Below are 23,189 nucleotides of genomic sequence, written 5' to 3' on the forward strand. Positions count from 1 at the left end.
AGGCGGCGCCGAAGACATCGAGTGGCAGATCGATGCGGTCGCCCTGCTCGGCCGCGCGCCCAGGTCCGGGGCTGGTGTCAGCGTCGCCATAGAGGATCGGCAGCCGCGGATCGGTGAGCAGGATGTCTGGCGCCAGCGCGCGGCTATCCCAGCTCGGCAGTTGGACCGCAGGTGTTAAGACCGGCAGCGAGGCGTCGCTGAGCCAGGCCTCCGGGGCCTCCCGGAACTGGCTGAAAAAATGGTCAGGCAGCCGCAACTCGCCGGGCTGATCGGTGAGGCGGATGCAGACATCGTCGCGCGCGGCTTGCGTCAGGCGATAAGGCAGGCCAAGCCAGTCGTCTAGGAGCACGCTTAGGATGTAGGCGCGCTCGGTCTCGCAGCCGGGTGGAGTTTGGATGTCAAGCACGGGGTTCAGGGTGTTTGGAAACGCTAGATGATCTTGTCGATGAGCGTGCAAGCCTGGATGGCGCTGCAAAATCTACTCAGGAATGGCATGCAACACCAGATCCTTGGCGCCCCTCACTTCAAGCACTTGGTTCGTCAGATCGCCAGCGCATTTGAGTCGTACAAATTCAATGGCTTCTTGCAATCGACTCCACTGCGCTCTCCGAGCTAGGCCAGCCTCGCGCAAGGCGATCACCCCAGGGTGAAGCTCTACCGTTCGGGCAAGGCAGAGGAAATCACCGACGTTCACCGTCACGACGATCTGGCTATGTGCATAGGCATGACGCCAGAGTTGAATGTCAGGCTTGCCCTGCAGACCCACGTAGATCGCCGCGCTGGCTTCTAACCCCTGCTCGTTCGCCCAAGCAGCTAGCTGCGGCGAAAGATTTTCATCGATCAGCAGCTTCAACCGCGGACCTCTGGATCTTCAAGGGTTTTGCCGGTCGTCCCGGGGGCTTGCCCATGCGCGCGCGCAGCTCGGCATACTGCAGCGCTTGTGCGCTGAGCTGCGGATAGTCCTCGGCGATTTCCACCACCGGCACGCCGGCGCGAATTTGCTCCACCACCTGCGTCACCGGCACCCGTGTCCCTCGGAACACCAGTTCGCCTGAGCAAATATCCGCGCGGCACTCCACCAGATCGGCACCCCGTTGATAAGCCCGCAAGGTCGCATGCGTCGCCCGCGCAATCTTGGTCAGATCGATGGTCACCGGCACCTCGCCCGTGCGTTCCAGCCTGAGCCCCTTTCGCCGCCAAGCACCCACCTCGCTCGGCTTGTCCACCAACACCTGGTACAAGGCACGCCGGTCCTCGGGATGCATCTGTACCCCTCCTGACTCAAGCGCGCCTTTGAGCTTGAAGTACAGGACCTCCCGAAAGGCCAGCCGATGCCGCTTCCTGTCCGTCGCCTTCGCGGAGACCTGCAACACCCGGGTAAACTCCTGCCGCATCCACTTCGGGCTCTGCGCGATCGCGGCAGCGGCGACACGGGTCTCGAACGTCAGAGACATCATTCCCTCCAAAATACCAACTCAGTATGAGTCTTATTTTAGCAGGGATCATCTGGTGGCGATCGCCGTTTGTGGGAGAAGCACCAAGGCCAAGGCACCGGCCAGACGTACATGGTCTTCCCCTCCAGCCCCAGCGAGATAGCCTTATCGATTAGGGTGCGCGCGCGGATGGCGTAAACCTCCAAACCTTCAATGGCGTCCTCGATCAACTCATCGGGCGTGAAGTGCTTGGCGAGCTTGGGTGTGTAGATCTGGCCTGTACGCTGTTTGTAGTAGTGCTCGCCCATCTCGCCCGTAGCGGTCTTGTAGCGGTAGCAGACCTCATCGCGGAACAGCTTGCGGAAATAGGCGTTTTCCTTCCAGAGCGCGCTCTCGACGCAGTGCAACGAGGTGGCGACCTTCAGTCGGTGGCCAACGCCGAGGCCGACGATCCAGGCGTCGTCGAACTCGCGCAGACGGTAGTAAGGAGAAAACCGATCCCAAGAGGTCTCGCTGCGGTGATGATCGCGCGTCAGAAAATCAGCATTCGGGCCAATGGCGCAGACCGAATGGTTGAGATTGATGCTGCGGCTCACGCCAGGGTAGCGCCGGAACACCTCGGTCAGCAGTCCGCCAGCGGACGGCATGCGACGCACGTCAAACACTGCACCTGAGACCTGCGCCGAATAAGGCGGAAACGCGGGCATCGCTAGCGTGCCCTTTGGCCCTACCACCGCCAGCAAACGCTTGACCAGCTCAGCCGCGCCAAACCCACCGCTGTTCAGGGGCTCCCAGGCCGAATGCACCATCAGGGTTGCGCCTTCGTGGATACCGGCCCGAGCCAGAAATGCCTCAATGGCCTCCAGCGTCACAGAGGAGGGGACGGTGGCTTCAGGCGAGGTCCAACGCCGCTCATGGAGACGCGACGAGGCGCGAGCCACCAGCATCGATGGCAAGGATCGCAGCCGACGCAGGACGCGATTCACCCCTCCACCCCTTTTGCCTGCAACGACTCAACAATGGCGGAAACCGTGACGATGCGATCCAACTCGTCGAAGTCAAAGGCGACCTCAAACGCCTCTTCCAGTTCCAGAACCAGCGTCGTGTGATTCAACGAATCCCAACCGGACACCATGCCGAGCCCTGCATCCGACGATAACGCATGCTCGGGCACCTTGATCACCCGGCTCACGACCTTGAGCACCTCATCCTGCAACGCCACTACAACCTCCCAGCGAGTGCCTTCTTATCGATCTTGCCGCTCTGATTCAGCGGAAACAGGTCCAGGAATAGCAGCCGGCTCGGAATCATGTAGGCGGGCAAGCGCTCGCGCAGTCGCTCGATGATCTGCGCATCGCTCAGCTCAGCGCCTTTGTGCAAGCGTACAAAGGCTGCCAATGCCGCTTCGCTCTGTGAACCAAAGGGCACAACGGCACTCACATCCACGCCTTCGAGCTGATCGATGGCCTTGGAGACCTCGTCCGGATGAATCCGATAGCCCCTGATCTTGACCAACCCATCGATGCGCCCTTTCAGATACATCAGGCCGTCGTCTTCGTAGCCGATATCGCCGGTGCGATAGAGCAGACGCCGCGCAAAGGGCAAGCGTGGGTCTTCGATGAAGGCCGCCTCGGTCCGTTCACGATCGCCATGGTAGCCGAGCATCAGTTGTGGGCCGGTGACACACAACTCGCCTTCTTCGCAGGGCGTTCCATCCTCATCCAGCAGGACATGATCCAAGGAATCGAAACAGGCGCCGATCGGAACGGGTTTCCCTGCCGCCTCCAAACCGAACTTGTCATCGAGCCGCACGGCAAAGCAGTTGATGGTCACCTCGGTGGGGCCGTAGACGTTGTAAAAGTGCGCCCCGTCTGTGAGCGCGACGTAATCATGTACCAGCTGCCAGGGGAAGCGATCGCCGCCGGAGAGGATCAGGCGCAGCGTCGAGAGGTCCGCGCCCTTCTTCTGCTTGGCGAAGGCGACCAGCGCCAGGTGTGTGGTCGGCACCGAATAGAGCACATCGATCTGATGGCGCATGATCATCGCCAGCACGCTAGGGATGTTGGTGTTGTGGCGCGCCACACCGATGTCGGTGCCGAAGGCCAGGGCAAAGGCGATATCGCCCATGGTGATGTCGAAGGTCAGCTCCGAGGTCAGCAGCAGGCGCTGCGCGCCCGCGTAGGCGCCGAAGAAACGCCGCGTCCAGTCGACGTAGGCGCGAAAGGCCCCCGCCGTGATCACCACCCCTTTCGGCTCACCGGTCGAGCCGGAAGTGAAGATCACATAGGCGATGTCGGTGGCGAGCAGGCGGCCGGCTGGATGACGCGACTCCTCATTGACGGCGGCGTCCGGCGCGGCAAAGAGCTCGGATGTCGTCAGCACCAGACATTGGGTGTCGAGTGAGGCGCCGTCATCCACCAGGACCGCCGCTGGCTGGATGCGATCGATGATGTCGAGGTTCTTCTGCGCCGGCCAAGCGGTGTTGAGCGGCACCACATAGAAGCCCGCGCGCCAGGCGGCGAACATCGCCGCGATGTATTGCGCACTGCGGGACAGGAGGATGCAAATGCCTTGTTGCACGCCGTCGATGCGGCTTGGGCTGTGAGTCGCTAGTGCGGAGGCGCAAGTCAGGACATCGGCTTGAGTGAGGGAGGAATCGTTGTCGATGTAACCGACGCGACGGAACGCAGAATTATCGAGAATGACGTTGGTTGAGATATCGTTCATGAGTTCAAATCCAGCGAAGTACTTGCTACGCTAAGCGGTCTCTTTTGCGTAGGTCACCATTCGTTTATAGATATCGGCGTCGATCCTCACTTCACGTCTTGGCTTGAAACGTCTTGGAGGCTTAGCTCGCTGGATCACTTTGCACTCGTTTTTCGACAGAAAAGCCTGAATTTGCTCCAAAGTTTTGCTCGGATTATCGCAAAAATCTTCGTAAACAAGATCAAAACGGCGGGCATCACCAATACCCGCAAGGCCCAAATCTCTGTCGATTGTCAGATGTGTATGCCGGATTTGCTCAATCACCTGTTCATGCGCTGGTAGTTTTTTTAACAGATCAATCTCTGGCGGCTCGACTGAAAGCCAAGTATCATAATCCTGGAAGCGCTGATATCGCACCTCAAGCAGCGAATGTCCGTTATCGACTTCATTGCGATGTGTGACAATAAAAAGGCTTTCTGGCAAATAGTGTGCGATCGCCTGAACACGCAGCGAAGCATAAAGGTTTTTGAAAAGGATTGGTCTATCGAAAGCGTTGGTTAACGCTGCTACAGAGCGCCTAAACTGGCGCATCCGACGAGGGACAGCCTCATCCAGCGTCATGTACGGCGGCTTACGACGAAAGAAGCGATACCACCATTCGCCGCATTCCGCAGGTGCATAACTGCCCTCGGTTGTTCCTTGACGGGATTGGAAATCAGATCTTGGCCGGTCTTTGGTTGGATGAAATAGCTGTTCCGCCAATGCCGGTGCACCAAACCATTGGCAATGCCGATTGCTGATGTAGCCGACATCTAAGGTATCCGTAATAACCTGAACGGCCAGTGTGCTGCCAGAGCGTGGCGCACCGACGAAAAAAATCGGTGGATGCCGTAAAGGCAAATCCGGATCGGGAGCTATCCATGTCTCGACTTGCTCCAGAGCAAAACGGTTAGCCAGTCCGAAAGCGCGTCTCGCATAGTTTTTCGGATTCAGGTACTTACGAATCGTAAAGCTCATAACTGATAATGAAATAGCGCAAAGAAACGCATGCCTATAAGCAATGCAAGAGCAGAGACGACACCCAAAGCAAGAGAGCCGTCATTCATGAACTCAGGGAACAGCAGGATGGGTGTAACGATGGCTAGTGAAATCACCAGGGCTTTCCCAAGCGATCCCAGAAATATTTTTATTGGCAATCCAGCAATAGCGAGCACAACCCATAAGAATACAAAGTAGGAGACAGCGCTACCAACAGAAAACAGCACGATCGTAAGCAGTAGATCGCCATAATAGGCACCAAGAAGAATCATTGCGACTCTGACGACAAAGAGCTGCACCTGCATGATCAGACCAAGATGCTGCTTTTCAGCAACGGCATTGATAATCGTCAGTGGTCCTGTGCAGAACTGCATTACAAGCCAAGGCGTCATCCACTGCGCCATCACGCCGGCTTCGCGCCATTCCTCACCAAACACAAGCGCGAAAAGGTCTGGCGCTGTCAGTGCCAAGATGAGCGCAGGTGGCACGGCGATCTGAGTAAGGATATTTAACAGTCGCCGAACTTTACCGGCTAACTGGTTATTTCGGTACGCCTCAGCAGCACTGGATAGAAATACGCTTTGAAGCGCTGATCCAAACAAGGTGAGCGGCAACGTCAGTACGCGATGCGCCAAAGCATAGAGCCCTGCGCCTGCGGCCGTAAAGAAGGCTGCAATCATCACAGGTGGCAGTTGCGTCCCTCCAGTGTTAAACAGCCCAGCCCAAGTCGTAAAAATTGGAAACCGCCGATACCGCCCCGCCGCCTTCACAATCCCCCGCCAACTCACCTGCCGAAATCCCGCGCTCGCCAGCGCTGGTCGCCCCAGGCTGGTGGTGCCGACGCTCTGCCCGGCGACCTGTGCATACAGCAGCGCGATGCCGCCGAGCTTGAAGGCGGCGAGCTGGATGGCGACGGTTGCTAGCGCCTGGCGCAGTCGGGTGCCGGCGATGGTGCTGAAGCGCTTGGTGCGCACAGACCAGTAGTTGAACACGGTGTAGGCACCGCCAAGCAGCACGCCGACCGGCAGCAGCCAGAAATAACCGGCCAGCGCGGGCACGCCGAGCATGTCGGCGATGGCCGGGCCGAGCTGCCACACCAGCAGGCCGCTGAGCAGCGCGCTGATCCCGACCAGGATCAGGCTCAGCACGGCGACGTTGGCAGCCTCGCCGTCGTCTTCCGGCAGCGGGATGGCGAGCTCGTAGCGCAGGCTTGAGATGACGCCGATCAGCGCGAGCAGGCTGGCATAAACCGCGAGCAGGCCGAAGTCTTCCGGGCTGTAGAGGCGCGTGAGCAGCGGCGCGGCCAGCACCGTGAGCAGTTGCGCCCCGGCCGTGCCGCCCACCAGCACGCTGACGCCGCGGGCGAAGGCGTTCTTGGGCAGCAGGCGTCGCAGTCCAGCTTTTGCGCTCGCAATCATCCAGAGTGCTTGTCTGAGGTGCTCGGTCGTGGGGTGACGGCTGGCAAGGCGTACTCAGACAGGCGCTTGCTGACTGACTTGACCGTTCTCGAGCCGATAGCGTGCCCCGGTCTGCGGACAGGTATAGCGGCCCTCCCCCTCCAACGGCAGCGGCATCTGCTCGCCATGCTCACTCATCCAGCCGATCTGCCGCGCCGGCACGCCGACCATCAGCGCATAGGGCTTGACGTCTTTGTTGACCACCGCACCGGCGCCGATGAAGGCGAACTCGCCGATGGTGACGCCGCAGACAATGGTGCAGTTGGCGCCGAGGGTGGCGCCTTTCTTGACCAGGGTGTCGCGGTATTCGTCCTTGCGCTCGATCAGCGAGCGCGGGTTGTAGACGTTGGTGAAGACCATGCTGGGGCCGCAGAAGACGCCTTCTTCCAGGGTGACGTTGTCGTAGACCGAGACGTTGTTCTGGATCTTGCAGCGGTCGCCGATGCGGACCTGGTTGCCGACGAAGACGTTCTGGCCGAGCGAGACGCCTTGGCCGATGCGCGCGCCGCCGCAGACATGGACCCAGTGCCAGACGCGCGAGCCGGCGCCGATCTGGGCGCCTTCGTCGATGATGGCTGTTGGGTGGATGCTGGCGTGGGTGCGGGGGTCGTTCATACGCTGGCCTTGAAGGCGGTGACGATGCGCTGTTGGTCGGCCTCGGTGAGGTCGGCATGCATGGGCAGGCTCATGACTTCGGTGGCGATGCGGCTAGCGACCGGGGTGCATCCAGGGCAGCAGAGCTGGCGGTAGGCCGGTTGTTCGTTGAGCGGTACTGGGTAGTGCACGGCGGTGGGGATGCCTTGCTCCTTGAGCTTGGCCTGCAGGCGGTCGCGGTCTTGCACCCTGAGCGTGTATTGGGCGAAGACGCTGGTGCGGTCTTCCTGCGGCCAGGGCAAAACGCGGAATGGCTCGAGCAACGGCGCTAAGGTGCTCAGGGCGTTTTGGTGATTGGCTTGTGCTTGGCGGCTTGGCGTCTCTGTGCGCCTGTCTTCTTCCTTCGCGAGCAGGTCTTGGTAGCGGCGGGCGACGGCTTGGCGTTGGGCGATCTCGTGCTCGAAGCGCGGGAGCTTGGCGAGCAGGATGGCGGCTTGCAGGGTATCCATGCGGCCGCCGACGCCGATGCGGCTGTGCACATAGCGCGCGCTCTGGCCGTGGACGCGAATCTCGCGGCAGGCTTGGGCGAGGCGGTCGTCGCTGGTGAAGATGGCGCCGCCGTCGCCGTAGCAGCCGAGTGGCTTGCTGGGGAAGAAGCTGGTGCAGCCGATGGTGCTTAAGTTTCCGCTGCGCTTGCCCTGGTAGCTGGCGCCGAAGCTTTGGGCGGCGTCTTCGATGACCGGGAGGTGGCCATGGCGCGTGGCGATGGCGTTGATGGCGTCCATGTCCGCGGGTTGGCCATAGAGGCTGACGGGCAGGATGGCCTTGGTGCGCTCGCTGAGCTTGGCCTCGATGAGCGAGGCATCGATGTTGCCGGTGTCGGGCTCGATGTCGACAAAGATCGGGGTGGCGCCGAGCAGGACGATGACCTCGACGGTGGCGACGAAGGTGAACGGGGTGGTGATGACCTCGTCGCCGGGGCCGATGTCGAGCGCCATGAGGCTGATGAGCAGGGCCTCGGTGCCGCTGGCGACGCTGATGCAGTGTTGGGCGCCGGTGAAGGTGGCGAGTTGCTGCTCGAGTTCGGTGACGTCGGGGCCGAGGATGTATTGGCCGTGGTGCAGAACGCGATGGATCTGCTGCTCGAGCGCGGGGCGGATGGCGTCTTGTTGGGTTTTGAGGTCGACGAAGTCGATTGGCGCCGGCTCGGTTCGGGGGTTGTGTTGCCGCTCGATGAGGGTTTCGGGTGTCAGGGCACGGTCTGGGTAACCGGCGAGCATGCCGCCGTCGCGTGTGAGCAGGTTTGCGGTGCCTTCGGCGAAGCGGTTCAGTGCGTGATAGAGCTGGGCGTCTTCGGGGTCTGCTTCGGCGAACAAGGGGCCTTCTGCCGAGAGGGACGCGAGCCATTGATAGCCAGCCGTGATGCGTTCAAGCAGTGCACGGGCCTGAGCACGCGCGGCCGTACCGGTGAGTGTCTCGCCGTTGTGGTGCGCTTTGCCACGCAGTTCTAAGGCGACGACATATTCGAGTGTCTGCACTGATCCGGTGTAGACCCAGAGGGAGGCACCACTGGCCTCGGCCAACGCGAGCGCGAGGCGGGTGTTTGCGGAGCCGGCGCGTTCGACGCAGAGGTCAACAACGATGTTGACATCGAGCAGGAGCTGTTTCACGGCACCCGCCCTTGCTCGGCGCGCGAGGCATTGCGCAGTTCAACGGCGGCCCAGCGTTGTTGCGCTTCTTCTGACTCGGTATCCGCGGTTGCACTTGCCGGCAACATCTCCCGCCTGGCCTGCTCGGCGATTGCGGTCATGCGTTCGACTTTGTCGCGGATCTCGGCTGGAAAGTCTGCAAGCTCATAGGTCGGCAGGCTGGGCGCTTGGGCGTCGATGATCTCTTGGTCTGGGATCTCAACGCGCACGCGTAGCCGCTGATGCTTGAGCGTGACTGGGCGCTGAAATTCGAGACGGCCTTGATCGTAGATGGCTTCGATGTGCATGTTCAGGCCTAATGCGCTAATACTCGAGTGGCAGCGAGACTGTACCGCCATCGCGCGCGGAGAGGTAAGCGGCGATCAGTAGCTCCAGGGACTTGAGCCCTTCACGGCCATCGGTCTCGGGTTCGGCCTCGCCGCGCAGGCTGTCGATGACGTTCTTGTAGTAGAGCGGATGGCCGAAGCCGTAGACGCTGGTGGTCTGGTAGTTGGCGGCCTTGATCTGCTCGTCGTAGTCGCGCGGCTCGGCGAAGTCCCAGAGCTGGATATCGTTGACGGCGACGCCGCCGACGCGCACGCTGCCCTGCTCGCCGAGGATGGTGATCGAGCCTTCCAGATTCTTCGGGTAGGTGAGCATGGTCACGCTCATCGAGCCGAGGGCGCCGTTGCGCCAGCGCACGTTGAGCACACCGGTGTCTTCGACCTCGATGTCGCGGGTAGTGCTGACCATGGCCTGGACCTTGTCGACCGGGCCGACGAGCCAGTCGAGCAGGTCGACGTAGTGGCTGGCCTGGTTCATGAAGGCACCGCCGTCGAACTCCCAGGTGCCGCGCCATTTGGCTTGGTCGTAGTAGTCCTGCGGTCGGCTCCAGAAGACGTTGAGGTGGACCAGATGGACGCGGCCGAAGCGCTTTTCGTCCATCGCGCGCCTGAGCAGCTGCAGGGTGGCGTTGCGGCGGTTTTGCTTGACCACGAACAGGTGCACGCCGGCCTCGTCGCAGGCCTTGACCATGCGCACGCCGTCTTGCCAGCGGGTGGCCATGGGCTTTTCGGTCATCACGTGCACGCCATGGCGGGCAGCGGTGATGGTCTGCTCGGCGTGCAGACCGCTGGGAGTGCAGAGGGCGACGAGATCGGGCTGTTCTTGGCTGAGTAGCGTTGGCAGATGCGCGAAGCCGGGGAGCTGGTAGCGGTCTGCGTGCTGTTTGAGAACGCCGGGGTTGGTGTCACAAACGGCGACGAGTTCTAAATCATCCGCGTGGGTTTCAATGGCGCTGAAGTGATTCTTAGCGATACGCCCGCAGCCAACGACGGCAATCCGGAGCTTGCGGTGATGAATGGGAGAAGGCATCAAGGGGTTCCGTCTCAACGATTGAGCGTCAACTGTGCACCTTCCGCGAATGATGGAACAAGCAGGTTCTGATTAAGAAGTGTGAAGCGGATTGCGGGGCATCCCCCCAAACGCTAATCCAGCCAAGAACAGATAGGCGAATACGACAGCCGGCATCTGCATGCTGAAGTCCACCAGTGAATGCAGACCAATCTGCACCGTTGCAACCACAAACAACAGCGCAAACTCGAACTCATCGCGCTGTAAGATCATGCGCAGGGCTGCAGCCAACAGCAGGCCGAAGGCGCTGATGAGTGCGAGAGTGGCGGGCCAGCCGATCTCTAGGGCCAATTCCAAATAATCGTTGTGCGCTCGGCGGAGTAAGGATGGGATCTGCGCATCACGCACCAGCCGAAAGGCCGACTCGAAGCTTCCCAGCCCATAGCCGGTCCAAGGTCGTTCTGCAATCGCCTGCTGTATTAATGGGTAAGCATCCAGGCGGGTATCGCCTTGGGTAAAGAGATGCGCAAATCGGGCCGTGGTCTGATCGCCGCTGAGCATGAGGTTGATGACCAGCAACAGCAGCGGCAGGCTCATCAGCCCCAGCCCGATGGCCCGCGTTTGCCCGCTCGGCAAGCGCAGGCTCCAGCCGAGTAGCAGCAGCGTCAGCGCAGCAAGAAACGCGACCAAGCCCATGCGCGACTCGGTGAGCAACAGCGCCAGAAAACACAGCAGCGCCGCCATCACCAGCAGCCAGCCGGCACTGGCCAGGGTCTCGACGAAGTCGCGCAGCCGCGCCCGGGGCTCGGCATCGCGCGCTAGGAGCTGGCGCAGAGAGCGCAGCATCAAGGCCAGGGCGGCCAGGATGCCGAGCCCGGCATAGGTGGCGTAGTTGTTGCGGTTGACAAAGGTGGAGGTCAGCACGCCCTGATAGGCCTGCTTGTCGAACCAGAGAATACTGTTAAGCCCGGAGAAGTCGACGATCAGCCCATAGCCGGCATAGGCTGCCTGCGCGGCGATGAAGAGCTTGAGTAACAGACTCCGGTTGCGGCTGCGCCGACACTGCCAAAAGGCCAGCCAGGCGAAGGCCAGATAGGTCAGATAATGGGTTGCAACCTGGGCCGAACGCTCGGGCACCAAGGCGAGCGTGCCCGCCAACTCGGGCAGCTGAAGCAGCTCACGGGTCTGCTCCCACACCGGATGCTGCCAGGCCGGCAGCAGCCCGGGCAGGCTTTGGGCGAAGCCCCAGCCGATCACCGCCAGCGCCAGCAGACTGGCTGCCAGCACGCTCGGCTGCGGCATGGTCAGCCCGCGACGCAGACGCCAGCGCTGTAGGACGAGGGCCAGAACAGCCAGCGCGATCAAGACCCCATAGACGGCCGGCCAAACCGGATAGACACTGGCAAAGGGCAGCGGACTCAACAGCAATACGGCAGCGAAGACCCAGAACGGCAGCCCGCGTGGCGGCGCCGTCCTGCGTGCTAGGGCTGGCGCCAGTCGGTAGGCTTCGAGCATCAGCGGGCTCCGGTCGGCGAAGGCAGCGGCTGCGGGCCGCCTTGTTGGGTGTCGATCAACATCCGCGTTGCACCGTCTAGAATCAGACAGCTGAGGCGGCCGGTGGCATAGGCGCCGGTATCGATGCCGATCCGATTCGAGCACAGCTCAACCGTTGCCCTGGCGTTGTGCCCATGCACCACGACGTAGGGATGTGGCTTGGTTTCGCTCAAGAAGCGCTCGCGAATCCAGATCAGGTCTTGGGGCTGCTGTTGCGCAATCGGAATCCGCGGGCGAATACCCGCATGCACGAAGCAAAAATCGCCCACACAGCGGCTCAGCGCCAAGTCTTGTAAGAACGCCTGGTGGTGGCTGGGCATCGCAGCCCGCAGCGCAGCGGCGATTTCAGTTGGGTCTGCGGGGTCTACAGGGTCTGCCGACCAGACGCCCACCCCATAAGACACCAGGGTTGCTAGGCCACCGAGCTCGAGCCAATACGCACCAGTCAGCGGATCGCGCAGAAAATGGCGCATGGCCTGATCATGATTGCCCAGCAGACAATGGCTGGTCACACCAGGCAACCGACGCCGACTCAGTAGTTCCAGCACCTCGCGGCTTTGTGGTCCACGGTCGACATAGTCGCCGAGATAGATCAACTGCCGCACCTTGTCAGGGTGCCGCGCAGCGTCCTGCTCGATCTGCCCCTGCAGCTGCTCGAGCAGATCGGCGCGCCCATGGATGTCGCCCACCGCGTAGATGCGCATGCCCGCAGGGGTCTGGGCCGATTCCAGGGTCTTGGCTTCCTCAGCCCGCTGACGACGCCATGCAAATACCATCAGGCTCCTCCAGAGCAGGGCTGGTCGCGCGTCATGGTTGCCCAGCGTGAGCGCCCCCCCTTGTTATTCAAGAAATTGAGCAAGCTCAATACCACTCGCCGGTCAAAGCGCTGGCCCGCATCCGCCAGCAGTTCCGACTCCGCCTGTTGGAACGATTGGCCAGCTCGAAACGTACCCGCATTGATCAGCGTGACAAAGGTGTTGGCCACCGCCAAGATCTGAGCCGTCGGTAGAATCGCTTCGCCGGCCAAGCCCAGCGGTCGTCCGCTCCCATCCCAATGCTCATTGATCTGCGCCAAGGTCTCGATCACCGGCCCTTCGAATTCGAGATGCTTGAGCAAGCTCGGCCCCTGATCGAGCGCATCTTGCACCAGCGCACGCTCGGCTTTAGTCAGCGGCCCCGGTTTCGTCAGCAGGTCACTGGGCACCCGAATCTTGCCGATATTCACCAAGCGACCGGCCTGCTCCGCGGTCTTGATCAACAGTGACGACAGCGCCAACTCAATGGCCATCTCGCGCGCCACCTGCGCCACAAACAATGACTGATTGGCTGAGTTTGGGTCGCGCTCATCCATCAAACCCACCAGGGTGTCGATCAGCTGCAGCGTATTGCGCTCGCGCCGGCGCCGCTCCTCGGTCAGCGCGGTCAAGTCTTCAATCGTTGTCAACACCACGGCCGCATGCAGGTTGTCTCGGGGCAGAGGGTGATGATTAGAACGCCAAACCTGCTCGCTATCCTCGGCCTCGGAGCCGGGCGAGGGATGATCAGCGGCGCTCAGCGCCTGCGATTGCGTATTGCTGGGCGCATTGTTGGGCGCATTGCTGGCCTGCGTAAGCCGCTGCTCAGTCCTGCTCTGGCAAAACTCAAACAATCCGAGCAGGCCCGGATCAGGCTGTAAATGAAAATGGCGAGTGACGATCAGCTCCTGCTGCTGTTCATAGGCGCGCTGGATAAGCGCTTGATAAAACCGGCCGCGCTCTTGCCCAAACACCCCGATCAGGCTGCGACCCGTCAGCTCTGGCCTGGGGATACCGGTCAGCTCGGAGGTGCGACGATTGGCAAAGGTCAGCCGTGCCTGGGCGTCGGTGGCGAACACCGCATTCGGCTGCGTATCACTGACCGCGTCGAGAAACCGAGACAGGGCCTCGAAGCGCTGCGAAGAGGCCTGGTATTGACGGGCAACCTGCTCAATGCGCGCCGAGCTGCCATAACGCCAGGCGAACAGGATGATCGAGACAAAGCCGATCAGCAGCGCCAACATCAGGCTGATCAGGGTGATCAGACGGCGCTTGCTCTGCGCCAGGGCCTCCGCTTGATCGACCTGGTGCACTAGCACCCAGGGTGTGCCCGGGATCTGGCGACTCACTGCAAACACTGGTGTTGCCGAATAATCCAAACCGGCGTGAAAGGCGCCTGGCTTACGCAAGGCCGCCGTCTCCACAGAGTCTTCTTCGCCGATCGCGATCCGATGACTCAAGGCCGCGGTGCCATTGGCGAGCGGGCTGAGAAACTCCAGCGTGTGACCACTCTGGCGGATGAGATAGGTCTCCGCCGTCGCCATGGTCTGGCCGGGCTGTTTCAGCGTGGCAAAAAACGCCGTATCCGCTGGCCGCAGCGCCAGCAAGCGTGCCGCGACGGTGGTGCCCTGGCCCCTACCCTGCTCGGTCAGCACTGGTAGCAGCCAACCCAAGGCCAGTTGGCCTTGGGCATCGCGGCGTAGATCCAAGAAACCGGGCTCGGTCAGTGGCGTCTCGGCAATGAACGCCGCCAAGGCGGCGCTGATGGGGGGCATGCCGGCGCTCGCGACCAAGATCCCGCCGTCCGGACCCAGCAGCGCCAATCCGGCGAGGCCAAGTCGCTTGACGTTAGCGCGGACTGGGCCTCCCTCAACCCTTGAGACAAAACCGCCGCGTTGTGCGGTCACCTCCAACAGCGTGCGCAGAAAGCCGAGTTCCTCGCCGCTGTCGACGTTCATCTCAGGGGCTTCGGCCTGCATCCGCAACACGTTGAGATACACCTGCAAGGATTCGTTATTCACCAACCCGAGCACGACCGCTTGCTGTTGATCGAGCCAGTACTCGAGCGCCTGCGCGCGGCTGTCAGCAACCATGCTCAGGCGCCATCGCAGCTGCTGCTGATCGCGCGCATACTCCTGTTGCGCAAAGGCAAAGACCCCGGCCAGTGCAGCCAGAAACACGATCACCAATGCCGCAAGCGCCACCTGCAAGCGCTTGTTCATCGGCGCGTTGCTGTGCGGGTCTTCTATAATCGGCGTTGACATTCGATGAGAGCGCGTGCATGAAAAGAACGCCCAGCCGGCGCGAACGGCGCTTGGTTGTACTGCTAACGGTTCAACTCAGCTTTAGCAGTCTCCTACTGGCTAATACCGCCGCCGCCGAACATTTTGAAAGCGCCGGCATCTTTGGTGAGTCTGGTAAACAATTCACCAATTTTCGCCCCATCCCCAAGTGGCAAGATGTGCTCAAGCGCTTTCGGATCGAGCAGCGTCGCCAGCGCGACTGCGACTCAGGCGGCTGTCGTGACGACCATGACTGGATGCAAACCCTCGACAGGCTGCGCGGCAAGGACAGGGCCGTTCAGGTGCGCGAGGTCAACCGATTCGCCAACAACTGGCGCTATATCACCGACCCCACCAACTGGAATCAGGACGATTACTGGAGCACACCCGATGAATTTCTCAAGAAGCATGGTGATTGTGAAGATTACGCCATCATAAAATTTCTGAGCTTGCGCGCACTTGGATTCAGTAATGACGATCTGCGGCTCGTCGTGATCAAGGATCTCAATCTCGGCGTTGCTCACAGTGTGACCCTGGTCAGGCTCAATGATCGCATCATGATGCTGGACAACCAGATCGACCGCGTCATCCCCGCCAACGCGGTGAAGCACTATAAACCGATTTTCGCCGCCAACGAAGAGGCTTGGTGGCTCTTTACACTTCTTCAATAAAGCCAGCTTGCAGGGAGTGGCGTTTGCGTTAACAGTGAGTCGAACGTTTACATCCATTCAGCGCCATCCGCTCAGGGATTTCAATGCTCATCACCTGCCTTGACGACGACCCACGCGTCGAGCCACTGCTGCGCCGCATGCTTGGGCGCATCGGGCATACATTCCATTTCAACTCCTCGGTCAGTGCGTTCAAGGCGGAGATCGCCGAGCAACCGCCCGACCTGGTCTTGCTCGACTTGGGTCTCGGCCAGGAATCCGGCGTCGACGTCATCCATTGGCTTGCGCAGAACAACATCCAGCAGCCACTGGTGCTGCTCTCCGGCCGTGGCGACGGCCTTCTCGACACGGCACGCCGCATTGCCAACAGCCGCGGTATTCCGGTCCGAGGCATCATCAGCAAGGCCCGACTCGCCAGCGAGCTGCCGGCCTTGCTCGACGACCTGGAAGCCATGCCCCTGGTGCCGGAGGCCGACACGCCAACGCAGGATGAGGCAGCCCCTGACGCCAGACCGCGTCCATCGACTCCACCGCCACGCCTCGATGCCGCCTTGCTGCAGTCGCTGATCAGCAAGGGTGATAAAGACACACTGATCCCCTATCTGCAGCCTATCGTCTCGCTCACCGATGGCTCACTGCGGGGGGCTGAGGTGTTGGCCCGACTGCGCATGCCGGATGGCTCGATTCTCGACGCCAGCAGCTTCATTGCGCTTGCCGAGAACCAGGATCTGCTCTACAGCATCACCGAGTCGTTGTTTCGCTCGGTGGTTGCGCATCGCACCCGACTCTCCGCGCTCAATTTCGATTTTCTCGCCGTCAACCTCTCCGCCGGCTGCCTGCGTGATCAGCGCACCATCAACCTGGTCCGCGCCCTGATCAGTACCCTCGACACCCTCTGCGAGGTGCAGATCGAGATCACCGAAACCGCCGTCAGCCGATCGCCCCAACAGATCCAATCGCTCGCTGCGCGCCTCAAGCTTGCCGGCACCCGACTGGTGATCGACGACTTCGGCACCGGCTACTCCTCGATGCGAGCGTTAGCTGAGCTGCCGTTCGAGATCCTGAAGATCGATCTCTCCTTCGTCTCGGAGATGTTCGATTCGCCTAAATCGCTGCAACTCCTGCGCGCCATCATCGGTTTCGGGCGCAATCTCGACCTGCAACTGGTCGCCGAAGGCGTCGAGACCGAGGCGCAGCGCGAGGTGCTGGTGAGCGAAGGCGTGCCGTTGGCGCAGGGCTATCTGTTCGGCGAACCGATGCCGATCAGCCAGTTCATCCAGCGCTTTTCCAACGACCCATTGCGAGCGGGGATCAACCATTTATCGACCGCCCTATGACGGCAAGATGGCGTTACGGACGACGACTCCTGCTGTTGCTCAGCTTGATGGTGCTGGCGGTGGCCGGCAATCATTTCAACCTGTCGCTGTTCTTTGGCGTCAATCTGATCTTTGGCTCCATTGCGGTCTGGTTGGCGCTGGCCTGGCTCGGGGCGCTGCCGGCGATTCTGGTCGCCACTAGCGCGGCTTTCTATACCAATCTGCTCTGGGATCAATCCTCTGCATTCCTGATCTTTGTCGCTGAGGCGGTCTTTGTCGTCGGACTTGTCCAGTGGCGCCAACAGCGGGGGCGGGAGCGCGACATCCAACCCCTGATCCGGCTGGTCGGCCTGTATTGGCTGTTGATCGGCCTGCCGGCGATCCTCGGCTTGTATCGGCATACAATCGACCTGCCGCTCATAGAGCTGTGGCTGCTGGCCCTGAAACAGCCGTTGAATGGCATCCTCAATGCCGTGCTTGCCCAGCTCATCCTGCTTGGCGTTGCCCTGCTGCGACAGCAGCCGCTCAGCGGCTCGCTGCGGCAATTGCTGTTCAGGCTCCTACTCGCCGCGATGCTGGTACCGGTGATGGCACTGATCGCGGTTCAGAACCAAGACCAGAGGCACGACATCGAGTCCGAGCTGCGTGATCGACTGCACTGGTTTGCGGAGTTTGTCAGCCTTAGCCTCGAGCGCAACCGTCAGAGCCCGCTGATCGACACCCTGGCCGATCTCGAGCAGGAACTGGCCGCCCTCCTACCTGCATCGGCGCAACCCAGCCTCGCACTGATCTCGGCACAGGAACGGATGCAGGAGCCGTCTCAGCTGCAGGTCGAGGGGCTCTGGCTCAGAGCGCCAGGGCAGCACGCGCCAACCTTGATCAAGCAATGGCGTGCAGCGCGCTATCGCGTCGAGATCCCACTGCCGCGCACGGCAGCCGCAGACTGGCTTGTTGTTGAGGTCAGCGCCACCCTGGTCATCGATGAATTCCATGCGCGGCTCATACGCTTGTTTGGCCTGCTGCTCGGGCTTGTCTTGATCGCGGCCCTGATCGCCGAACTGCTGAGCCGGGTCTTGACCCGCCCCCTCGATCAGCTCAATGAGGTTGCCTCGCAACTGGGAGAACGCATCCGCGCCGGGCAGCCGATGGCCTGGCTGCAGCCCACTGCGGTGCTCGAGCTCGAACGCTTGGCGCAGGCGATCCAGCGCATGGGCGCCAACATCGCCGACAATTTCAGCCTGTTGCAGCAGGAACATGATGCACTCAGCCTGGCGCGTGAACGTTATCGGTTGGTGATCGACAACCTCGAAGACCTGATCGTGCGCACCGACGCTCAGGGGTGCCTGGAATTTGTCAGCCCCTCTTACTGCCGCCTGTTCGGCCGTGGCGAGGCCGAGCTGATCGGCCAGGTCGAGCAGTCATATCAGCGCGGCGCTGAGCCCGAGGAGCACCGCGCTAGCAATCGCCATGACCACCCTGAGCCAGCAACGGCACTGCACTGGCCAACCGACCAGCATCGGCGCGAGCAGTTCGTCTTCACCGCCCGCGGCTGGCGCTGGCTGCAATGGCTCGATCGTCCCGTCGTTGATGCGCACGGCCGGGTTCGCAGCGTCGTCTCGCTTGGCCGCGACATCACCGAGCAAAAGAGCGCCGAGCAGGATCTGGCTCAGCGCGAGGCCATCGAACATGAGCTGATACAGCTCGCGACCGATTTCGCCCTGCCCGATTTTGCCCTGAAAAGTAGCCAGCGGCTCGACGCGCTGATCGACCAATCGCTTGCGCGCATGGGCCGATTCACCCATTCAGATCGCGCTTATCTGTTTCAGTTCACTGCAGACGGAGTCCGCCTGAGCAAGACCCATGAGTGGGTTGCACCGGACGTAGCGTCAAGGATCGACCAGCTGCAGGATCTGGCCGCCGATCAGTTCTCGGCCGCGATCACCTGGATGCGCAAAGGCGCATCGGTGGTGGTGCCGCGTGTTGCCGATCTCGGCGAGGACTGGGCGGAAGAGCGTAAGGTTCTTGAACGCCAGGGTATTCAATCGGTTCACTTGGTGCCCATCATAGAGGGACAGCGCCTCGCCGGTTTCATTGGCTTTGGCGCCGTCGTTGCACCGCGCACCTGGCTCAGCGCCGAGATGCACATGCTCCAGATCCTCGCCCGCTTGCTCGTCGGCGCTTTCAGCCGTGCACGCATCCATAGCGCCTTGGTCAAGAGCCAGGAGCGTTATGAACAGGTCGCGCGCCAAAGCCGCAGCGTGGCTTGGGAGGTCGATGCCGAAGGCCGCTATACCTATCTCAGCCCGGTCATCGAAGACCTGCTCGGATACCGGCCCGAGCAGTTGGTCGGCAAGCGATACTTCTATGACCTGTTCCCGGCGGCCGAGCGTGAACGCCTGAAGACCAAGCTGATGACCTTACTGGAACAGGGCCAACCGAGCCAGGCCTTGACCAACGTCCTGCAGCACGCCGATGGCAGTCTGCTGTGGGTCAACAGCGATGGGCTGCCCATCGTCGATGACCAGGGCCAGATCCAAGGCTATCGCGGTATCGATTTCGACATCAGCGCACGCCATTGCACGGAGCAGCAGTTGCGCGCGAGTGAGTCGCGTCTCGCCGCGATCCTCGACCAGGCCCCCATCGGCATCGCGACCGCCGATCAGGAGGTTCGCCTGATGCTCGTGAATCAGGCCATGAGTCAGTTGCTCGGATACCGCCAAACCGAGCTGATCGGCAAGGGCTTGGACGCCTTCACCCATCCCGAGGATCTGCAGCGCGAGCGCCCCCTATATGCCGAACTGCTCGCCGGTGTGCGATCTCAGTATCGGATGAGAAAGCGCTACCTGAAGTCAACCGGCGAAATCGTCTGGGCTGATCTGCGCGTGGTGCTGATCCCGCAGGAGCAGAACCACGCACCCATCCTACTGGGGATGTTCGAGGACATCACCGAGGTTCTGCTCGAGACCGAGCGGCGCAGACAGGCCGAGCAAGCGCTCGACGCCTACACTCGTCAACTCGAGCAGCTGCTCGATCTGGGCAACCGCGCCTTGTCGTTCGAGCAAGAGGTCGAGGCCCTGCTGGCGCTCAGCTGTCGGGATCTGCGGATGGCCTTTGCCGAGCTGGCGCTGATCAAAGACGACGCAACCTATGAGCGGCACGCGCGTTATGCCGTCGATACCGAGCAACGGGTGCCGACCCGACTCGGCCGCAGGCTGTTGGCCCGCTGCCGCGCCCACCACTGCATGGCCCAGGTGATCACCAGCGATCAGTTGCCGCGGCGTTGTCGCGAGGCCGGTTGGCGCAGCGCCCTGCTGATCACCCTGGATTATCGCGAACCCAACGGCCAAACCCAGACGCTCGCGCTCAGCTTCTGGTCGCAACAGCAGGCAGATGACGTCTCAGCGCTCGATCGCGAGCCGATCTGGCTGGTCGGACAGCGCTTGGCCGCGCTCCTCTTCGAGGAGCAGGCCCGACAACTACTGATGCAGACCAAGCAGCGCGAGACCATTGGCCACCTAGCCAGTGGGGTTGCTCACGACTTCAATAACCTGCTCAGCGTGATCAGGGGTAACCTGCAGTATCTGCAGGCTGCGCTCCAGCGTTTGCCAGCGCACCCGGAACTCCACGAGTTTGACGACATCGTCGACGAGACCCTGAGCGCCCTAGGACAGGCCACGGTGATCACCGCCGGCATGCTCTCGCTCAACCGCACCGGCGGCATCCGGATCAGTCCAACTCAGCTCGGCCCGGCCATTGATGAACTCTGCCGCATCCTGCAGCACATCCTGCCGGCACGCATCCAGCTCGAGTTGCAGTTGGTGCCGGATCTTCGTGCCGAGACCAATCTCGCCTTTTTGCAGTCTGCCCTACTGAACCTGGCGCTCAATGCCCGCGATGCCATGCCTAAGGCGGGCACACTGAGCATCCGCGCGCAACCGCGACGCTGGAGCGGCACGCCAGCCCTGGCCGTCGGCGAACTGATACCGGGCGATTATGTCGAGGTCAGCGTCGCGGATACTGGCTGCGGCATGGGCGCCAAGACGCTGAGTCGGCTGTTCGAGCCGCTGTTCTCGACCAAGGCCAAACAACGTGGTCACGGTCTCGGCCTGTTCATGGTGCAACAGTTTGCGCTCCGCTCAGGGGCAGGCTTGGTGGTGGAGTCGACACCGGGTCAAGGGGCGGTCTTTCGGCTGTTGCTCAGACCATGCACCGATCGACGCTAAAGCATTAAAAAACATTAAATTTACACTTCTTCATGCCAACTCGGTCACGAAATGGCCTTCTAATACAGACGCCTGAAAAAGAGGGTGCTAGTCTTAAGTTCCACTTCGGTAAGGGAATGTGAATGGACACCCGCGAGAACACAGACGACCAAGCCAGCATCATCGTTGTCGACGACGACCCGCGTATGGCGCGGATGCTACAGCGCAACCTCAACGCCGCCGGCTATCAGGTGAGCCTGGCGCCCAATGGGCGAGAGCTACGTAACGCCTACCGCCATCGTCAGCCCGACCTGGTGCTGTTGGATCTCAACCTTGAGGTTGAAGATGGCATCGATTTGGCCGTTGAGCTGGTCGCGGCCACCTCTGCTGCCATCATCATCATCACGGGGCGGGATGAACTCAATGATCGCATCAAAGGGCTGGATGCCGGCGCTGATGACTACATCATCAAGCCATTCGTCATCGATGAGCTGCTCGCCCGAATCCGGGCCGTGCTGCGCCGGCGCTCGCTCGAGTTGCCGCAGACCAATCAGCTCGAACTCGGGCCGTTTTGCCTCGACCGCACGGCGCGCACCTTCTGTCGCGCTGGCTCACCACCCACCTGTATCACCCTCACTGAGACTGAGGTGCGTATCCTCTCCATCCTCATCCTCCATCACGGCCGGGTGGTCAGTCGCGAGCAATTGATGTCACGCGAGATCAAGTCACCGGTGGATCGCAGCATCGATGTGCACATCGGCAACATCCGGCGCAAGCTCAAGCAGAGCAAGCTCAATGACATTGTCATCTGGCCGGTGCGCGGATTTGGCTATCGTGTGCGCCTCGAGCCTTAGATGCACATTACCTGCCTCGATGATGATCCACGCTTGGAGGGCCTGTTACGCCGTCTCCTCAGGCGTCTAGGTCATGAGTTGCGCTTTGACTGCTCGGTCAACGCCTTCAAGAACGGCCTCAGCGAAGCGGTTCCGGATCTAATGCTGATTGACCTCGGCTTGGGCCAAGAGTCTGGAATCGATGTCATTCACTGGCTTGCGGACCAGGGCCTGCGGCTGCCGATCGTACTGCTCTCAGGGCGTGGCGATTGCCTGCTCGACACGGCGCGCCGGATTGCCCTCGGGCGTGATCTCGTGGTGCTCGGCATCATCAATAAGGCGCGGCTGAGCACAGAGCTGTTGACGGTACTCGAGCACTGGCATCGGTGCGAGGCCACCGAGCAGTGCGCTCCGAGCCCAGCCCCGGTCACCGCGGCGGCACCGCTTGGCGCCCAGACGCCAAAGCCATCGCTCGACGTCGAGACCTTGCGTGAGCTGATCGGCCAAGGTGCTGTCGTGCCCTATCTGCAACCGATCGTCGATCCCAGGGACGGCAGTCTCCAGGGGGCGGAGACCCTGGCTCGACTGCGTCTGCCGGATGGTCAGATCCTGGGTGCCGGCAGCTTCATTCCGCTCGCCGAAGACCACAAGCTGATCTACCCGATCACGCAATGCTTGGTCCAAGCGCTCATCGAGCAGCGGCGGCAACTGACCTCGCTCGGGCTTGAGTTCATTGCCATCAACCTACCACCCAACGGCCTCGAAGATCAGCCCGCGCTCGATTTGGTGCGCGCGCTGGTGACCGAATTCGGTAACACCTGTGCGGTGCATGTCGAGATCACTGAAACGGCTTGCAGCCTATCGCCCCAACAAACGCAATCCTTAGCCGCGAACATCCGACTCGCCGGGGCCAAACTGGCGATCGATGACTTCGGCACCGGTTATTCCTCGATGCGCGCGCTCGCCGAGCTGCCCTTCGAGACGCTGAAGATCGATCTGAGCTTCGTCTCGGAGATGTTCGACTCGCCCAAGGCCCTTAGCCTGCTGCGCAGCATCATCGCCTTCGGCCAGAACCTTGAGCTGAAACTGGTGGCGGAAGGCGTCGAGACCGAGGCACAGCGTCAGCTGCTGGTAACCGAAGAGGTCAACCTCGCGCAAGGTTTCCTATTCGGCAGGCCGATGTCGATCGAGGCCTTTGTCGAGCGTTATGCCAAGGCGCCGACCTCGGACAGGTACTCGGTGCCGAGCTGCCTCTCTTCGAATCCATGATC

The 23,189-nt window shown here is 61.4% G+C and carries 19 protein-coding genes and 1 pseudogene; 5 read left to right on the forward strand and 15 right to left on the reverse strand.

The window, feature by feature from the left end:
- The 15 genes and pseudogenes from CCR96_RS12670 to CCR96_RS24620 form a co-directional block, all read right to left on the reverse strand.
- Positions 1–406: pseudogene (locus CCR96_RS12670) on the reverse strand (polysaccharide deacetylase family protein); the annotation flags it as partial.
- 72 nt (positions 407–478) lie between these two features.
- Complete coding sequence (locus CCR96_RS12675; RefSeq protein ID WP_201220475.1) at positions 479–853, reverse strand: DUF5615 family PIN-like protein; 375 nt, start codon at positions 851–853, stop codon at positions 479–481.
- Positions 834–1,454 carry a DUF433 domain-containing protein gene (locus CCR96_RS12680; RefSeq protein ID WP_201220476.1) on the reverse strand — a complete coding sequence of 207 codons (621 nt, stop codon included), beginning with the start codon at positions 1,452–1,454 and terminating at the stop codon, positions 834–836. The genes CCR96_RS12675 and CCR96_RS12680 overlap by 20 nt, the downstream gene beginning before the upstream one ends.
- A 38-nt stretch (positions 1,455–1,492) precedes the next feature.
- Positions 1,493–2,419 (reverse strand): AAC(3) family N-acetyltransferase, encoded by a 927-nt coding sequence (locus CCR96_RS12685; RefSeq protein ID WP_201220477.1) that lies wholly within the window; start codon positions 2,417–2,419, stop codon positions 1,493–1,495.
- Positions 2,416–2,655 (reverse strand): phosphopantetheine-binding protein, encoded by a 240-nt coding sequence (locus CCR96_RS12690; RefSeq protein WP_201220478.1) that lies wholly within the window; start codon positions 2,653–2,655, stop codon positions 2,416–2,418. Before CCR96_RS12690 ends, CCR96_RS12685 begins: the two co-directional genes overlap by 4 nt.
- Entirely contained in the window at positions 2,655–4,160 is a 1,506-nt protein-coding gene (locus tag CCR96_RS12695) for an AMP-binding protein (protein WP_201220479.1), read from the reverse strand. Before CCR96_RS12695 ends, CCR96_RS12690 begins: the two co-directional genes overlap by 1 nt.
- Positions 4,161–4,190: 30 nt before the next feature.
- Positions 4,191–5,156: a sulfotransferase gene (locus tag CCR96_RS12700; protein ID WP_201220480.1), complete on the reverse strand. Its 966-nt coding sequence runs from the start codon at positions 5,154–5,156 to the stop codon at positions 4,191–4,193.
- A complete protein-coding gene (locus CCR96_RS12705) occupies positions 5,153–6,595 on the reverse strand; it encodes an oligosaccharide flippase family protein (RefSeq protein WP_201220481.1) in 1,443 nt (480 codons plus the stop codon). The genes CCR96_RS12700 and CCR96_RS12705 overlap by 4 nt, the downstream gene beginning before the upstream one ends.
- A gap of 54 nt (positions 6,596–6,649) precedes the next feature.
- Positions 6,650–7,249, reverse strand: coding sequence for an acyltransferase (locus CCR96_RS12710; RefSeq protein WP_201220482.1), 600 nt, complete (start codon positions 7,247–7,249; stop codon positions 6,650–6,652).
- Positions 7,246–8,898 carry a DegT/DnrJ/EryC1/StrS family aminotransferase gene (locus tag CCR96_RS12715; protein WP_338035874.1) on the reverse strand — a complete coding sequence of 551 codons (1,653 nt, stop codon included), beginning with the start codon at positions 8,896–8,898 and terminating at the stop codon, positions 7,246–7,248. Before CCR96_RS12715 ends, CCR96_RS12710 begins: the two co-directional genes overlap by 4 nt.
- Positions 8,895–9,224 carry a hypothetical protein gene (locus tag CCR96_RS12720; protein ID WP_201220483.1) on the reverse strand — a complete coding sequence of 110 codons (330 nt, stop codon included), beginning with the start codon at positions 9,222–9,224 and terminating at the stop codon, positions 8,895–8,897. Before CCR96_RS12720 ends, CCR96_RS12715 begins: the two co-directional genes overlap by 4 nt.
- 16 nt (positions 9,225–9,240) lie before the next feature.
- Positions 9,241–10,290, reverse strand: coding sequence for a Gfo/Idh/MocA family protein (locus tag CCR96_RS12725; RefSeq protein WP_274601114.1), 1,050 nt, complete (start codon positions 10,288–10,290; stop codon positions 9,241–9,243).
- A 72-nt stretch (positions 10,291–10,362) separates the two neighbouring features.
- The gene (locus tag CCR96_RS12730) at positions 10,363–11,784 is read right to left on the reverse strand and encodes an O-antigen ligase family protein (protein WP_201220485.1); all 1,422 of its coding nucleotides are present in this window, start codon (positions 11,782–11,784) and stop codon (positions 10,363–10,365) included.
- Positions 11,784–12,599 (reverse strand): metallophosphoesterase, encoded by an 816-nt coding sequence (locus CCR96_RS12735; RefSeq protein WP_201220486.1) that lies wholly within the window; start codon positions 12,597–12,599, stop codon positions 11,784–11,786. The genes CCR96_RS12730 and CCR96_RS12735 overlap by 1 nt, the downstream gene beginning before the upstream one ends.
- Positions 12,599–14,881, reverse strand: coding sequence for an HD domain-containing phosphohydrolase (locus tag CCR96_RS24620; protein ID WP_242519006.1), 2,283 nt, complete (start codon positions 14,879–14,881; stop codon positions 12,599–12,601). The genes CCR96_RS12735 and CCR96_RS24620 overlap by 1 nt, the downstream gene beginning before the upstream one ends.
- A 17-nt stretch (positions 14,882–14,898) precedes the next feature.
- Between CCR96_RS24620 and CCR96_RS12745 the strand changes: the two genes are divergently transcribed.
- The 5 genes from CCR96_RS12745 (at position 14,899) to CCR96_RS12765 (ending at position 23,187) form a co-directional block, all read left to right on the forward strand.
- Entirely contained in the window at positions 14,899–15,570 is a 672-nt protein-coding gene (locus CCR96_RS12745; protein WP_207191952.1) for a transglutaminase-like cysteine peptidase, read from the forward strand.
- A gap of 83 nt (positions 15,571–15,653) precedes the next feature.
- Positions 15,654–16,904, forward strand: coding sequence for an EAL domain-containing protein (locus tag CCR96_RS12750; protein WP_201220488.1), 1,251 nt, complete (start codon positions 15,654–15,656; stop codon positions 16,902–16,904).
- Positions 16,901–21,106, forward strand: a complete 4,206-nt coding sequence (locus CCR96_RS12755) for a PAS domain S-box protein (RefSeq protein WP_201220489.1) — start codon at positions 16,901–16,903, stop codon at positions 21,104–21,106. The genes CCR96_RS12750 and CCR96_RS12755 overlap by 4 nt, the downstream gene beginning before the upstream one ends.
- 122 nt (positions 21,107–21,228) lie before the next feature.
- On the forward strand, positions 21,229–21,939 hold the full coding sequence (locus CCR96_RS12760) for a response regulator transcription factor (RefSeq protein WP_201220490.1): 711 nt from the start codon (positions 21,229–21,231) through the stop codon (positions 21,937–21,939).
- Positions 21,940–23,187 carry an EAL domain-containing response regulator gene (locus tag CCR96_RS12765; protein WP_201220491.1) on the forward strand — a complete coding sequence of 416 codons (1,248 nt, stop codon included), beginning with the start codon at positions 21,940–21,942 and terminating at the stop codon, positions 23,185–23,187.
- The last annotated feature ends 2 nt before the right edge of the window (positions 23,188–23,189 follow it).

Origin of the sequence: Halochromatium roseum, from assembly GCF_016653315.1 — a bacterium.
GTDB classification, from domain to species: Bacteria; Pseudomonadota; Gammaproteobacteria; order Chromatiales; family Chromatiaceae; genus Lamprobacter; species Lamprobacter roseus.